Consider the following 14,390-nt stretch of genomic DNA (forward strand, 5'->3'; position numbering starts at 1 on the left):
CAAGGGAGGTTTAATAAAGAATTAGTGATTTAACCTTGTGTCATCTCATCCCCCAAGGCAGAGTAATCATTAACTTGTTATCGCCTTGTTGGCTACACCAATTTGAGAGGAAAGTATGTGTTCAGTATTTGGGGTACTTGATATAAAAACCGATCCGCAACAACTGCGCGACGTTGCGCTCAAAATGTCAAAAACCATGCGCCATCGTGGTCCCGATTGGTCAGGGATCTATTCGTCTGAAAAAGCCATTTTGGTCCATGAGCGCCTTGCGATTGTCGATCTTAACAGTGGTGCCCAGCCACTTTATAACCCTCAACAAACCCAAGCGTTGGCAGTGAATGGTGAGATCTACAATCACAAAGCGCTTCGTGACGAATTCGTGCCCGATTATCCGTTCCAAACCGAATCAGATTGCGAAATCATTTTGGCACTGTACCAAGAAAAAGGCGCTGAACTGCTGGATTACTTGAACGGTATTTTTGCCTTCATTCTTTATGATGAAGAACAAGATGCTTATTTAATTGGCCGTGACCATATTGGCATTATTCCGCTATATCACGGCCATGATGAGCACGGTAACTATTATGTGGCGTCAGAGATGAAAGCACTAATGCCAGTGTGTAAAACCATCAGCGAATTCCCTCCGGGCCATTTTTTATGGAGCAAACAGGGTGAGCCCGTCCGCTACTACAAGCGCGATTGGATGGACTATGATGCGGTAAAAGACAACGGTACCGATAAAGCCGCGCTCAAAGAGGCGTTAGAAAGTGCGGTACACCGCCAACTGATGACCGATGTTCCCTATGGCGTCTTATTATCAGGTGGGCTTGATTCGTCGGTGATTTCTGCGATTACCAAGCAGTTTGCGGCTAACCGTGTTGAAGATGATGATCAAAGCCAGGCTTGGTGGCCACGCTTGCACTCATTTGCCATTGGCCTTGAGGGCGCGCCTGACTTAAAAGCGGCGAAACAGGTTGCTGATCATCTGGAAACCGTTCATCACGAGTTCACTTACAGCATTCAAGAAGGCTGGACGCCATTCGAGACGTGATTTATCACATTGAAACCTATGATGTGACTACCATTCGCGCATCAACTCCCATGTATCTTATGTCACGAAAAATTCGCGCGATGGGGATCAAAATGGTGCTGTCTGGCGAAGGGGCAGATGAAGTGTTTGGTGCTACTTATACTTCCATAAGGCGCCCAACGCACAAGCCTTCCACGAAGAAACGGTACGTAAGTTACTTGCCCTTAACATGTTCGATTGTGCTCGAGCCAACAAATCGATGGCCGCATGGGGCGTCGAAGCACGCGTACCGTTCCTGGATAAAGCGTTTTTAGAAGTAGCGATGCAAATCAAACCGGACGATAAAATGTGCGGTAACGGTAAAATGGAAAAACACATCATTCGTGAATGCTTTGGCGATTTACTGCCCGAATCAGTGGCGTGGCGACAAAAAGAGCAGTTTAGCGATGGGGTTGGCTATGGCTGGATTGATACATTAAAAACCATTGCAGACGAAAAGGTCAGCGATCAACAGTTAGCCACCGCTGAATTCCGCTTCCCATACAACACGCCGACCACCAAAGAGGCGTATATGTATCGTGAGATCTTCGCCGAGCTTTTCCCGCTCGATGATGCGGCTAAATGTGTACCAGGCGGCCCCTCAATTGCCTGCTCTAGTGCAGCAGCGATTGAATGGGATGCGTCATTTAAAAACCAGGCCGATCCATCTGGCCGTGCCGTACGCAATGTCCATCGCGACGCGTATTAAACACCCGCCTCTGATTGTCACACCTTGACGGTGCGCCCTCTGTATCGGTAACACAATGCAGGGGGCGATAGCGTTAGCCTCTCTCCAGACGCTTAAAAGCAAATAATAGGCAGGATATAGCCCGAAACTCAACATAAAAACTACAAATTACATACTTTTTAGTTATAATAATTTCTATATTTATCAGTCATTATCTGGATATGGTCCATGAATATTCTTAAGGAATTTTATCATACACTCATACACTCGTTTAAGAACCTTATCCCGATCATTGCCGTGGTGGTTTTTTTCCAACTCGCTATTTTAAAAAGCATCCCTGACGACGTAGTAAGTATGTCGATAGGTATCGTTATCGTTGCTGTCGGTGTCGCTTTATTCCTTCAAGGCCTTGAGCTCAGTATTTTCCCGTTGGGAAAAAGCTTAGCTAACCAGTTTGCTCGGAAAGGATCCTTATGGTTACTGATATCATTTGGTTTCGCCATCGGTTTTTCAGCCGTGATTGCCGAGCCTGCTTTGATTGCGATTGCAGAACAAGCGGAAGTCATCAGTGATGGCAAAGTCAATGCACTTTCCTTGCGGCTATTGGTGGCTATCTCGGTTGGATTTGTGATCAGTCTGGGGGTGTTTCGCACCATTATGGGCTACCCACTTCACTGGTTCATGATCATTGGCTATATCAGTGTGGTTTTAGTGACCTACTTTTCTCCACTCGAAATAGTAGGGCTTGCTTATGATTCGGGAGGTGTGACAACCAACATCGTTACCGTTCCACTTATCGCCGCAATTGGAATAGGGCTTGCGAGCTCAATTAAAGGACGAAACCCTATTATTGACGGTTTTGGGCTAGTGGCCTTGGCTGTTATGGTTCCAATGATCACCGTTCAGCTGTATGGCATTTACGTTTACTCGTTTAAAGAAGCGACAGTCATTGTCAATACGGTCACCACATCAACGGAATCACATTCAGCATGGCTAACCATGTTCATCGACTTACTGACGATGATGCGCGATGTCATGCCTATCATTCTAACCGTTTTGTTTTTCCAATATTTGGTTTTAAAACGTGGCTGTCTAACCCTTTGCATGTATCCTTTGGTTTTTTCCTCGTTATAATTGGCTTATATGCTTTTGTGGTCGGATTAAAGCTCGGTTTATTCCCTATTGGCAGCGCTATGGCCGAGCAACTAATCGCTAACGATAACGTCGCTTTCATTTATTTATTCGCGTTTGCCATTGGTTTTTCCACTACTATGGCTGAACCTGCCTTAATCGCAGTTGGTAAACAAGCGCAAGAAGCATCGCGAGGCAAAATTAATGGCAATATTATTCGATTATTGGTGGCGCTGGGTGTTGCCATAGGGATCACAGTAGGCGTACACCGAATCATCGTCGGTGGTTCCATGCACTTTTTTATCATGACGGGTTACAGCCTCGTCATCATACTGACTTTTTTATCTCCGAAATATATTGTACCGCTTGCCTATGATCTCGGCGGGGTAACAACATCAGAAGTGACTGTGCCGCTGGTAACCGCCCTTGGTATAGGTTTAGCTACGCATATCGAGGGGAGAAGTGTATTAATAGACGGCTTTGGCCTCATTGCATTTGCATCTATTTTTCCTATTATTTCGGTCATGACTTACGGAATTATTAGTCAATGGCGTTTAAAATCACAAGGTGAATGAACTTATGAAATTTTCAGCTTTGGTCTCAGTCGTTCCTGAAAATATGGAGGACGAGGCAATCGAGTGTGCAAAGAAAGCAGGTGCAACTGGCATAACATTATTATCTGGACGAGGTATTGGAAATAACGCTAAAAGAACCTTTTTCGGTTTAACTTATGAGGGCGCTCAATCTGTTCTCCTGATGGTTGTAGAAAAATCGATATCATTAAAAATTCTCAAAGCAATGCAAGCGTTGCTACAAAAAGATGAACACGACTCAAAAGGTATCGTTTTTACAGTTGGAATCGAACACCTAGCTGGTATTGATATGAGTCAGGTAGAGCGGTTTGAAGAAAAAATCATGGGCGAGACAACGGGTAAGGAATAGCAATATGTTAGTAGCAGATGTAATGATTAAAGAGGTAATTACCATCTCTTCTTTCGCCAAGTTGAGAGAGGCTATGCGACTGATGAGAGAGAAAGAGGTTAAATCTCTCGTTGTTGAGAAAAACACGAAAACAGATGCTTATGGCATTATTACCTATTCGGATATTATAAAAGCAACGCTTGCCGAAGACGGCGATATCGATCTGCTTAATGTGTTTGATATTTGTACCAAACCAGCGATCAGTATCGGCGCAAAAATTGACATAAAACATGCTGCTTCGCTGATGGTCAACCAAGAACTAAAACGTTTACTGGTGCTTACAGATAACGAACTAAGTGGCTTTATCTCAATGAATGACATTATGAGTGAAGTGCTTGCCAACTTAGACAGCCAGTAGCTAAACCATACTGGCTGACATCATGATAACAAAGCCGCTGGCTTTAGCGGCTTTGTTTATACTAAAAACAGCTTAACGCTCCCAATAGGCTTCTTCTAGGCTATCTTCACGCTCTGGCAAACCGCGAGACAGACGCGGCGAGTGCTGAGCCAACACTTCATAGCTGACACGGTTGGCGTATTTACACACCTGAGAGAACGACGAGTAGGTCAAAAATGGATACTGATGTTTGCTCGAATTGGGCACATTATCACGGTGGTAACGGTTGGCTGACATATCGTGCAACAGTGCCGATAACGCACCATCGCCCGCGCCATTGGTGTTTTTGATCCGCTCAGGGCCACCCATGTAAGGGGCAATGTGCGAATAGATTTTAATCGGGTTTTCGCAATCGGCTTTGATCATCGGACGGCTGAACTCATACATGTTAAATTCAGCAATCGCGCCAGGCAGCAACGGTAGCGAAGTCTCGCGCTTAGCGTTGTCTTCACTGTAGCCAGCCATGTATAGGCCAATCGGGCCCGCAGTACATAGTACCATATCCACCCACTGCAAGGTCGCATCAGCCGCCAACAGCGGATCACTCTCTCCGGTTAAGGCTTCGCCTTCATCTTCATTCATGGCGACCACACTCACATGCTCGGCCAGAAAATCACGCCACCACTGGGGGTTTTGCTCAATCACATATTTGGTGCCCAATGTCATCACCACCGGCACGTTATGCTTTTTGGCATAATCAATGGCACGCATGGTCGCTTCCGGCATGGGATCGCCTTCTTTACAACGGACCAAATACGCCGTCAGCACTAAAGCAGAGGCGTTCTCAAAGATGTGTTCAGGGATGGAGTCGGGATGCAGTTGGTTCATCAAGCCTTCGTTGATCGCAAAGGTGCGCTCACCGCAATCACCAATCAGTGCATAACAACGGCCAATCGGGCCTTGAACCGGTTGCAGATAGTTTAGATCCATTCGGCTAGACGTATTGCACAAATAGCGATAAGAGTAACTCCCAATGCGGATGTCTTGGCTCATCACCCCCAGTAAGATCGACTGATCGTCAGCCAACGCTGAATAGTTGTGTAAGGTATTGCCAATGGTGCCGCCGGCAAACTCATGCGTCACTAAGTTGTTGTCTTTTAGCTCTTGATACAAGGCTTCGGCACGCTCATCATCAATCACTAACGAGTGGCCTTTGCTTAAACCATAGCGTTCCAGAAATTCATCACCTACTTTCGCCTCTATATCGACCAAGGTTTGATCAATGCCAATAACATGGGGGCGCTTAAAGCCGCGGTCAGTGGCAGGGTTGAGCAAAGGGTCCCGGGCATGAACCGGAAAGTAGTGTTTAGACTTACGTTGTCCTGGAAATTTCATGGTTCGTGTAACTTGGCTAATGGAAGGGAGGCGCGGATTCTATCACAGAATTTGCGCCTGCGTAGCGTCTGGCCTACGAATTTCTCACCGACCAGCCTTGTGTATGTTCTGCCACCAGCGAGGCCATTAAGTGGATATGTGCTTCGTCATCATTTAAGCATGGGATAAAACGAAAGGCTTCGCCACCGGCTTCTAAAAAGATATCACGACATTCTCCCGCAATTTCCTCTAAGGTTTCCAGGCAATCAGATGAGAAAGCGGGGGTCATGATGTCTAACGTTTTGATTCCCTTGGCTGGCAACCCTTCCAAGGTTTTATCGGTGTAAGGTTTTAGCCACTCTTCACGGCCAAAGCGTGATTGATAACTCATCATAATTGCCTGATCAGACAAACCTAATTCGGCTTGGAGCAAAGTGGTGGTTTGTTCACAGTGCTGCGGGTACGGATCGCCATTATCGGCAAAACGCTGCGGGATGCCGTGATATGAACACAACAACAAGTCCCCTTGTCCATGCTGATCCCAGTGGCGTGTTACCGACGCCGCCAACGCGGATTGATACGCTGGGTGATCATGATAATGATGAACATAGCGCAGTTCCGGAAGAAGAGACTTCCCTTTGAGAGATTTAGCCACTTTGTCGAATACCGCGGCAGTGGTCGTGGCCGAGTATTGCGGGTATAGCGGTAAAATCATTACCTTTTCACAGCCTTGTTGCTGTAGCTCATCCATCCCCTGCGCGATAGAAGGTGTACCATAAGTCATGCCCAAGCGACCGGCATATCAACCTGTTTCGCTAACGCATCACGTTGGCGCTTGGCATACACCATTAACGGTGAGCTTCTTCCATCCAAACACTTTGGTAGAGTTTGCAACCTTGGGTGACCGTACTGGCAAGATCACGCCATGCAATAATGGACACCACAACCAGCGCGTCAAATCGACCACACGGTGATCGTGCAAAAACTCAGAGAGAAAGCGCTTTACAGATGCAGGGTCGGCGCATCTGGGTACCCAGATTGACCAATAGCACACCAACCTGGTGTTTGTTTTCTGTCATGATGGTTTATCCTTGGTATCGGCTCCGTCAAAGAGCGGATAAGTGTAAGTGGTTGATTGCAGCTTGCCATAAAAAAACCGGAGCGACCAATCGTCTGCTCCGGTTTCTGCTATCCGTCATACCGATGGTGATGACGTCACATCATCACCCACCGCACGGTCACTAGGGGTGGTTTAGCCCAATACCTTTTGGATCTCGGTGCTAACCTGTTCGACAGCTTGGGTGCCATCGAAAGTGACAAACTGGGTATTGCCGGCATCGGCTTCTTTTTTGTAGTACGCAATCAGTGGCGCCGTTTGATTGTGATACACGTTCAGGCGTGCACGCACTGTTTCTTCTTTATCATCGTCACGCACCACCAGCGGCTCGCCCGTCACATCGTCTTTCCCTTCCTCTTTCGGTGGGTTGTAAACGAGGTGATATGTTCGGCCAGACGCCAGGTGAGCACGGCGACCACTCATACGCTCTACAATAACGTCGTCCGGAACGTCGAATTCGAGTACGTAATCGATCGCGATACCGATCTCTTTAAGACCATCCGCCTGTGGAATAGTACGTGGGAACCCATCTAGCAAGAAGCCGTTGGCACAATCATCTTGCGAGATACGCTCTTTAACCAAGCCAAGAATAATGTCGTCAGACACCAATTCGCCAGCATCAATAACCGCTTTGGCTTGTAAACCAAGCTCAGTGCCCGCTTTAATGGCGGCGCGCAACATGTCACCGGTAGAAATTTGCGGAACCCCGTATTTTTCCATGATGAACTGCGCTTGCGTCCCTTTACCCGCGCCCGGTGCACCTAACAGAATGATGCGCATAGTGATCCCCTTTATGATTATTTAGGTTTCGTTAAACTGCGTCTATCGTCGCAAAGACCCGAAACATACACGCTTAACTAAACGCTATCAAGCCCGGCATCCGGCCGGGCTTGTCGTTCGTTATTGAGTATGTCGTTTTGCTCGACGTATGTCGATTATACCTTAGTCAGAAGCTGATTGACCGACGCTAGGAACTCTGACGGATCATCCATACTGCCTTTCTCGGCCAACATCGCTTGCCCCAGCAACAGTTCTACCCAGGTGCCAAATTTTTGCTCATCGCTTTCATCGGCCATGCGCTTAATTAAATCATGTTCTGGGTTTAACTCGAAAATGTATTTAACATCAGGCGCTTGCTGGCCAGCGGCTTCTAGCAATTTCGCCATTTGCGTACCCATTTCAAACTGATCGGTCACGACCACCGCTGGTGTGTCTGAAAGCTTGAACGTCGTGCGCACGTCTTTCACTCGCTCACCCAGGTGCGATTTGACCCGCTCAACCACAGATTCAAACGCTTTTTCAGTTTCTTCGCGCTCTGCTTTCGCTTCTTCGTCATCGAATTGGCTCAAGTCAAGATCGGCTTTGGTGATCGCCTGGAACTGCTTACCATCGAACTCAGTCAAGTAGCTCATCAGCCATTCATCGATGCGATCGTACATCAAGATCACTTCAATGCCTTTGGACTTAAACTGCTCCAAGTGTGGGCTGTGTTTGGCGGCGTTATAGCTATCTGCCGTGATATAATAAATTTTGTCTTGCTCGTCTTTCATGCGCGACACATAGTCGGCCAACGATACGGTTTGCTCAGCGCTATCTTCGTGGGTTGAGGCAAAGCGCAGCAAGCCAGCAATTTTTTCTTTATTGCTGAAATCTTCTGCTGGACCTTCTTTCATCACTAAGCCAAATTCACGCCAAAATGTTTGATATTTTTCAGCATCGTTTTTAGCCAGTTTTTCCAGCATCGACAACACACGCTTGCTACAAGCGCCACGCAATGACTGGGTGATCTTATTGTCTTGTAAGATCTCGCGCGAAACGTTAAGCGGTAGATCGTTAGAATCAATCAAACCACGAACAAAACGCAAGTAACTTGGCATGAATTGTGACGCATCATCCATGATAAACACGCGCTGTACATAGAGTTTCAGTCCATGTTTGTGTTCGCGGTTATAAAGATCCCAAGGCGCCTTAGAGGGGATATATAACAAGCTGGTGTAGTCATTTTTACCCTCAACACGGTTATGGCTCCAGGTCAGTGGCTCCGCAAAATCATGCGAAACATGCTTATAGAATTCTTTATATTCTTCAGCGGAGATATCAGACTTGGCACGGGTCCATAGCGCTTGCGCTTTGTTCACTTGCTCCCATTTGCCTTCACCGGTCTCATTGCCTTCTTCATCTTTTTCTTGGGTCCACATTTCGACCGGAATCCCAATGTGATCCGAGTACTTGCCGATCACTTCACGCAGGCGCCAGTCGTTAAGGAACTCTTTCTCATCGTCTTTGAGATGCAGGGTGATTTCGGTGCCGCGTTCCGCTTTGCTGGCAGGCTCCAGAGTATACTCACCTTCACCGGTCGATTCCCACTGCACGGCGTCGTCAGCCCCGAGTCCAGCGGCGCGAGTGCGTACTGTTACTTTATTAGCAACAATAAACGCGGAATAAAAACCGACACCGAACTGACCAATTAAGTTGGAATCTTTGCTTTGGTCTTCGTTCAGTTGTTTTAAAAATTCTTCGGTGCCGGATTTAGCAATAGTCCCTAGGTTGGCAATGACATCATCACGGCTCATGCCAATACCGTTATCAGTTACGGTTAAGGTGCCGGCATCATTATCAAAGGATAAGCGTACACGCAGATCACCGTCGTTTTCATACAGATCAGGCGCTGACAGCGCTTTAAAACGTAGCTTGTCGGCGGCGTCCGACGCGTTTGAGACGAGCTCTCGAAGAAAAATCTCTTTGTTTGAGTAGAGAGAGTGGATCATCAACTGCAGCAATTTGGAGGTATCTGAACCAAACTGGTGTTTCTCTGGGGTTTTCACGCTCATGTCAATCTACCTAACATTATGATGTTTAAAGGCTGAGTGGGCAGTCCGCCCACGTCACGATGAATTCATATTCAGTATCCCAGGATATAAGGGTCACATCAGACGCTTTCAAGGTGTTGTTGGTTAAATAAAAGCCAGTTGAATAAAAGAAAGCCTAACCGGACGGTTAGGCTTGATGAGCTATTAGCGATATTTACGCGGTTAGCGATATTTAAGCTGTTGGCGACCAATGATCGAGTGCGATAGCGTGGTGCCATCAACCAGCTCAAGCTCACCACCCATGGGGACCCCATGCGCAATTCGGCTCGCGCCCACTTGGTGCTCTTGGCAAAGCTCAGCGATATACTGTGCCGTGGCTTCCCCTTCCACCGTGGGATTTGTTGCCAGAATAAGCTCCTCAATCGGTTCGCTTTGCAGGCGCTTTTCAAGCACGTCTAAACCAATATCTGCCGGCCCAATCCCATCTAATGGTGACAAATGCCCCATTAAGACAAAATAACGCCCAGAATACTGACCAGTGGCTTCAACCGCGGCAATATCAGCAGGGCTTTCAACCACACAAATCAATCCGGTTTCTTGGCGTTTCGGATTGTCACAAATGGCACACACGTCTTGCTCGGTAAACGTCCGGCACTGGCTGCAGTGGCCAATATCGGTCATCGCCGTGCTCAGTGACTGCGCAAGGGCAATCCCTCCTTGGCGATTACGTTGCAAAAGATGATAAGCCATACGCTGCGCAGATTTGGGGCCAACCCCAGGTAAACAACGCAGCGAGTCCATCAGTTGTTCCAGTAACTGGCTGGTGCGCATCGATTAAAACGGCATTTTCATGCCCGGTGGCAACTGCATACCGCCTGTCACATCTGTCCATTTTTTCTTTTTGTTGCTCTTCAACACGACGTGCAGCATCGTTGAATGCGGCTGCAATCAAGTCTTCCAACATGTCTTTGTCATCTTCCATTAAGCTATCATCGATGTCGACGCGGCGAATGCTGTGGCTGCCTGTCATGGTCACTTTCACCATGCCGGCGCCCGCTTCGCCTGTCACTTCCATGCTGGCAATCTCTTCTTGTACTTTTTGCATGCGCTCTTGCATTTGCTGCGCCTGCTTCATCATGTTGCCCATTCCGCCTTTACCAAACATAATTCTCTCTCTTGGTTAGGTGTCTTAAATTGGTCGAATGCTGTCTTCTTCTAACTCCGCCGCAAAGCGTTGAAGCATAAAAGTGACATTCGGATCATTATGCAGGCTGTGTGTCGCCTGCGCTAATTTTTGTTGATAACGCTGCTCGCGCCGCTCTAACGGTGTGATCCCCGACTCACCAAGCTGTACCTCCAAGGTAATGGGGGCACCAAGCGCTGTCGTCAAGGCCTGCGTTAACTGTTGCTGCGCTTTTTCGGTATTCAGGTGCGCCTGATCGGGCCTTAATGTCAACCGAACATGGTCGCCTTCACGCATCATGGCGGCATTGAGCGCCATTTGTTTCACTAGTCGCTCCACATCAAGGCTATCGGCCAACGCACACCAGGGATCTTGCTGATTGGTCTCCTCCACCAATTTGTCACGCATCGCTGGCGTTTTCTCATGCTCAAGTGCCTGTTTGAGCGCGTTTGGCGTCAACGAAGGTGCAACACGGGTGCCTCGGTTTGAGCTGAGAAGGACGCCATTGATAAGGCTCAGACGCGGTGTGCGATGTGTCGCTCCCTTGCGCTGGCACAGGATTGGACGACACGGCTGCCGAAGTAGCGCCAGACACAGGCGATGCAGTTTCTGCGGCGGTCGCGACGCGATCCAACACAGATAATGCATCACTCTTGGCCGGTGTCTGTCTCGCCTTTTTTACGCCAGACTCGGACTGACTCGTTTGCCGTTTCATCCGACTACGCAACTGGTTGCGCGCTTGAATCAAACTCGAGGCGGCGGACGCTGCAGGCTCACTGGTCAGTGACGCTGGTGAGTCGGTGCCCTGCTCGGGCTCTGTTGCTGGTGACACCGGGGCACTATCACCGTGCTCAGGCACTGATTCATCGTGATGAGTCGACGGTGCATCGTGATAAGGCGCTGACGTCCCCGTGTGTGATGGTGGTGCCTCAGGCGCAGTCGGCGTGATCGATGCGGGTGATGGATGCGCCGACGCGGCAACTTGCGCTTTTAACGCACTGATCGCTTGTGCCGGATCGGGGTTATCAGTGGATGCCGCCGCAGGTTGAGCGCTTGACTCAGCCCTAGCTGAGCGACTGTCTGATCCACAGGTTGGGCGGTTGGCTGAGAATGTGACGCCGGAGCCTGTTCAGGCACCGCAATGGCCACTGGCTCGTACGGCACCGTTTTGACTGGCTGAAACGCCAACATCCGTAGTAGGACCATCTCAAGCCCCGCCCGTCCATCAGGCGCATAAGGCAAATCTTGCCGACCCTGCAGCGCCATTTGGTAACATAGCTGCACATCTTGCGGCGCTAATCGTGACGCTAAGGCTTGTATGCGCGCGTACTCACCATCGGCATCATCACGGGTATGTGGCAGCGTTTGCGCCAGTGCAATTTGGTGAAGTTGGCTGGCGAGTTCTTTCAGTAAGCCATCCCACTCGACACCCACCTGCGCAATGTGTGTGAGCCCATTCATCAGTTCGACCGCGTCTTGATTCACCAACGCTTCCAGCAGCAATAATGCATTGTCGGTACTCAAGGTGCCTAACATCTCTGCCACGGCATGGGTGCTGATCTGGCCGTTACCGAGCGCGATCGCTTGATCGGTTAAGCTCAGCGCATCCCGCATACTGCCTTCCGCCGCACGCGACAGCAGCATCAAGGCGCGAGATTCGGCCTCAATACCCTCTTGGGTAAGAATATACTCGAGCTGAGTTTGGATCTGGTTGGCGTCAAAGTGCTTTAAATGTAACTGTAAGCAGCGCGACAAAATGGTGACCGGCAGCTTTTGTGGATCCGTGGTCGCGAGCAAAAATTTCACATACTCAGGCGGCTCTTCCAGTGTTTTGAGCAAGGCATTGAAACTATGCCGCGACAGCATGTGTACCTCATCAATCAGGTACACCTTATACCGCCCACGCGCCGGTTTATACTGGACGTTATCCAGCAGCTCGCGGGTATCTTCCACCTTGGTACGCGACGCGGCATCAATCTCTAGCAAATCAACGTAACGCCCTTCATCAATTTCCCGACAGGTTGCACATTGACCACACGGCGAGGATGACACGCCCTGCTCGCAATTCAACCCTTTGGCAAAAATACGCGCAATGGAGGTTTTGCCCACCCCCCGAGTCCCACTAAACAGGTAAGCATGGTGCAGGCGGTCATGATCGAGTGCATTGGCTAGCGCCGTCAGCACATGGCTTTGCCCCGCCACAGACTCGAAGTTATGGGGGCGCCATTTACGTGCAAGAACTTGGTAACTCATGTCAATTGGCATCCTGGTGGCTGATAAATGACGCAAGGTCCAGCGTCGTGTTCACCGTTAATGGCCGGCAAATTCGCACAGACTGTACACATTGACACCGAGGCTGTCAGTTTTTCCTCACCGCCAATATCAGGCAAGCTAATCACAAATCCGGCGTGTTCCACGGTACCGCCCAAGCGACGGACTAATTTGACGGTCGCGTCAATGGTGCCGCCGGTGGCGAGCAAGTCATCGATCACCAGTACTTTATCGCCATCATTAATCGCGTCACGGTGGATTTCAAGCGTGTCCTCACCGTATTCTAACTGGTAATTTTCGCTGATCACTTCACGTGGCAGCTTGCCCGGCTTGCGGACAGGCACAAAGGGCAGTGCCAGTGCTAACGCCAATGGCGCACCAAATAAAAAGCCGCGTGACTCAGTGCCAATCACCTTAGTAAAGCCTTGGTCACGATACTGGGCGGCAAGGGCATCAATGGTGGCTTGATAGGCGGTCGGGTCTTCCATCAAGCTGGTGACATCACGAAATAAGATGCCTGGCTTGGGATAATCAGGAATGGTTTGAATGCTTTGTTTGATCACATCCAAGTTGTCGTTGCTCATGGCCAATTCTCATCGATAAAAACGCAAACCGCCATGTTATGAATTTTCAGCCGACCCAGCAACAGATTCCGTTTCTGGCAGGCGGAGAAACCAGCATAAGAGCACAATTAGGCAAAGAAGTAGCATACCTTTTAACCAAAGCGCTGCCACCATGTAAATCGACCATGAGAAGCTGGCTACTATCATCACTGTGGCGCGCTTTTTCACCCGCCGACTGATGGCACGCTTGTGGTACCAGTCGGTGAGTATCGGCCCGAACGTCGGATGGGCATGTAACCAATGGGCGATACGGGGAGATCCACGCATAAAACAGCCGCTCGCTAATAGCAGAAACGGTGTGGTGGGTAGCACAGGCAAAAAGGCCCCCGCCGCGCCCAATGCGACCCATAGCCAGCCTAAGCCGTTCCATAACCAACGCCCTGCGACTGTCGGTGCTTGTTGCATCGTCATCGTTACCTTTTGGCGATCTTTCGTTGCCGTTTTTACTTACACTCAGTGTAGTGGCAGAGACACTATAGGTACAGCGTTAGTGGTATAGGATGGGAAGAAGTCAGCGGATAAGGCGGTCATTAACCGCCAAATAGGATCCCAAGCCACGTTAAACTCGCCGGTAAAGTAGGGAGAAGCAGTGCCAGCAAAAAGCCGAAAAAATACTTTAGGTTATAGGGTTCTTTAAATTCATGTTCCATCGGTTACAACACTCACAACAACATAACATCAGTGTGCCGCTACTATAGCTCAGCTTCCCGCCGCTAAAAACGGACTGTTTGTAAGGTTTTAGAGGGATTATTGATTTACATCAGGGTAACAAGTTAACGCATTGGGTCATGATAAACGTCATTTAG

10 protein-coding genes and 7 pseudogenes are annotated in these 14,390 nt (G+C 49.0%); 6 read left to right on the forward strand and 11 right to left on the reverse strand.

The window, feature by feature from the left end:
• The first annotated feature begins 115 nt into the window (after positions 1–115).
• The 6 genes and pseudogenes from asnB (at position 116) to DZ54_RS0110900 (ending at position 4,227) form a co-directional block, all read left to right on the forward strand.
• A pseudogene (asnB, locus tag DZ54_RS20990) lies at positions 116–1,344 on the forward strand (asparagine synthase B).
• Complete coding sequence (locus DZ54_RS27485; protein ID WP_420804854.1) at positions 1,260–1,778, forward strand: asparagine synthase-related protein; 519 nt, start codon at positions 1,260–1,262, stop codon at positions 1,776–1,778. The pseudogene asnB and the gene DZ54_RS27485 overlap by 85 nt, the downstream one beginning before the upstream one ends.
• A gap of 207 nt (positions 1,779–1,985) precedes the next feature.
• Positions 1,986–2,618: pseudogene (locus DZ54_RS26105) on the forward strand (DUF1538 domain-containing protein); the annotation flags it as partial.
• A 138-nt stretch (positions 2,619–2,756) separates the two neighbouring features.
• Positions 2,757–3,463: pseudogene (locus tag DZ54_RS26110) on the forward strand (DUF1538 domain-containing protein).
• Between the two features lie 4 nt (positions 3,464–3,467).
• Positions 3,468–3,830 carry a P-II family nitrogen regulator gene (locus tag DZ54_RS0110895; protein ID WP_025674088.1) on the forward strand — a complete coding sequence of 121 codons (363 nt, stop codon included), beginning with the start codon at positions 3,468–3,470 and terminating at the stop codon, positions 3,828–3,830.
• Positions 3,831–3,834: 4 nt separating this feature from the next.
• Positions 3,835–4,227, forward strand: a complete 393-nt coding sequence (locus DZ54_RS0110900; protein ID WP_025674090.1) for a CBS domain-containing protein — start codon at positions 3,835–3,837, stop codon at positions 4,225–4,227.
• Positions 4,228–4,299: 72 nt separating this feature from the next.
• On the opposite strand, the gene DZ54_RS0110905 is transcribed toward DZ54_RS0110900, so the two are convergent.
• From DZ54_RS0110905 to DZ54_RS0110945, 11 genes and pseudogenes are all read right to left on the reverse strand, one after another.
• A complete protein-coding gene (locus DZ54_RS0110905) occupies positions 4,300–5,601 on the reverse strand; it encodes an inosine/guanosine kinase (protein ID WP_025674091.1) in 1,302 nt (433 codons plus the stop codon).
• A 73-nt stretch (positions 5,602–5,674) separates the two neighbouring features.
• Positions 5,675–6,634: pseudogene (gene hemH / locus DZ54_RS21000) on the reverse strand (ferrochelatase).
• A 198-nt stretch (positions 6,635–6,832) separates the two neighbouring features.
• Positions 6,833–7,477 (reverse strand): adenylate kinase, encoded by a 645-nt coding sequence (gene adk, locus DZ54_RS0110915; RefSeq protein ID WP_025674093.1) that lies wholly within the window; start codon positions 7,475–7,477, stop codon positions 6,833–6,835.
• A gap of 155 nt (positions 7,478–7,632) precedes the next feature.
• Positions 7,633–9,528, reverse strand: a complete 1,896-nt coding sequence (gene htpG, locus DZ54_RS0110920) for a molecular chaperone HtpG (protein ID WP_025674094.1) — start codon at positions 9,526–9,528, stop codon at positions 7,633–7,635.
• Positions 9,529–9,729: 201 nt separating this feature from the next.
• Positions 9,730–10,338 carry a recombination mediator RecR gene (gene recR / locus DZ54_RS0110925; protein ID WP_025739463.1) on the reverse strand — a complete coding sequence of 203 codons (609 nt, stop codon included), beginning with the start codon at positions 10,336–10,338 and terminating at the stop codon, positions 9,730–9,732.
• A 3-nt stretch (positions 10,339–10,341) separates the two neighbouring features.
• Positions 10,342–10,672 (reverse strand): annotated as a pseudogene (locus DZ54_RS21005) (YbaB/EbfC family nucleoid-associated protein).
• 24 nt (positions 10,673–10,696) lie between these two features.
• A complete protein-coding gene (locus DZ54_RS27490; RefSeq protein ID WP_164831581.1) occupies positions 10,697–11,149 on the reverse strand; it encodes a DNA polymerase III subunit gamma/tau C-terminal domain-containing protein in 453 nt (150 codons plus the stop codon).
• Positions 11,118–11,549, reverse strand: coding sequence for a hypothetical protein (locus DZ54_RS27495; RefSeq protein ID WP_037354336.1), 432 nt, complete (start codon positions 11,547–11,549; stop codon positions 11,118–11,120). Before DZ54_RS27495 ends, DZ54_RS27490 begins: the two co-directional genes overlap by 32 nt.
• A 155-nt stretch (positions 11,550–11,704) precedes the next feature.
• A pseudogene (gene dnaX, locus DZ54_RS27500) lies at positions 11,705–12,943 on the reverse strand (DNA polymerase III subunit gamma/tau); the annotation flags it as partial.
• Between the two features lie 57 nt (positions 12,944–13,000).
• Positions 13,001–13,545: pseudogene (apt, locus tag DZ54_RS21025) on the reverse strand (adenine phosphoribosyltransferase).
• A gap of 36 nt (positions 13,546–13,581) precedes the next feature.
• Positions 13,582–13,989 carry a YbaN family protein gene (locus DZ54_RS0110945; RefSeq protein ID WP_025674098.1) on the reverse strand — a complete coding sequence of 136 codons (408 nt, stop codon included), beginning with the start codon at positions 13,987–13,989 and terminating at the stop codon, positions 13,582–13,584.
• Between the last annotated feature and the right edge of the window lie 401 nt (positions 13,990–14,390).

This window comes from Salinivibrio socompensis S35, from assembly GCF_000513715.1.
GTDB classification, from domain to species: Bacteria; Pseudomonadota; Gammaproteobacteria; order Enterobacterales; family Vibrionaceae; genus Salinivibrio; species Salinivibrio socompensis.

Excerpts from the sequence above, each read along its gene's own strand:
- DZ54_RS0110895 (WP_025674088.1), top strand. The coding sequence starts at position 3,468 with ATGAAATTTTCAGCTTTGGTCTCAGTCGTTCCTGAAAATATGGAGGAC.
- DZ54_RS0110905 (WP_025674091.1), bottom strand. The coding sequence starts at position 5,601 with ATGAAATTTCCAGGACAACGTAAGTCTAAACACTACTTTCCGGTTCAT.
- DZ54_RS0110900 (WP_025674090.1), top strand. The coding sequence starts at position 3,835 with ATGTTAGTAGCAGATGTAATGATTAAAGAGGTAATTACCATCTCTTCT.
- recR (WP_025739463.1), bottom strand. The coding sequence starts at position 10,338 with ATGCGCACCAGCCAGTTACTGGAACAACTGATGGACTCGCTGCGTTGT.
- DZ54_RS0110945 (WP_025674098.1), bottom strand. The coding sequence starts at position 13,989 with ATGCAACAAGCACCGACAGTCGCAGGGCGTTGGTTATGGAACGGCTTA.
- htpG (WP_025674094.1), bottom strand. The coding sequence starts at position 9,528 with ATGAGCGTGAAAACCCCAGAGAAACACCAGTTTGGTTCAGATACCTCC.
- adk (WP_025674093.1), bottom strand. The coding sequence starts at position 7,477 with ATGCGCATCATTCTGTTAGGTGCACCGGGCGCGGGTAAAGGGACGCAA.
- DZ54_RS27485 (WP_420804854.1), top strand. The coding sequence starts at position 1,260 with ATGTTCGATTGTGCTCGAGCCAACAAATCGATGGCCGCATGGGGCGTC.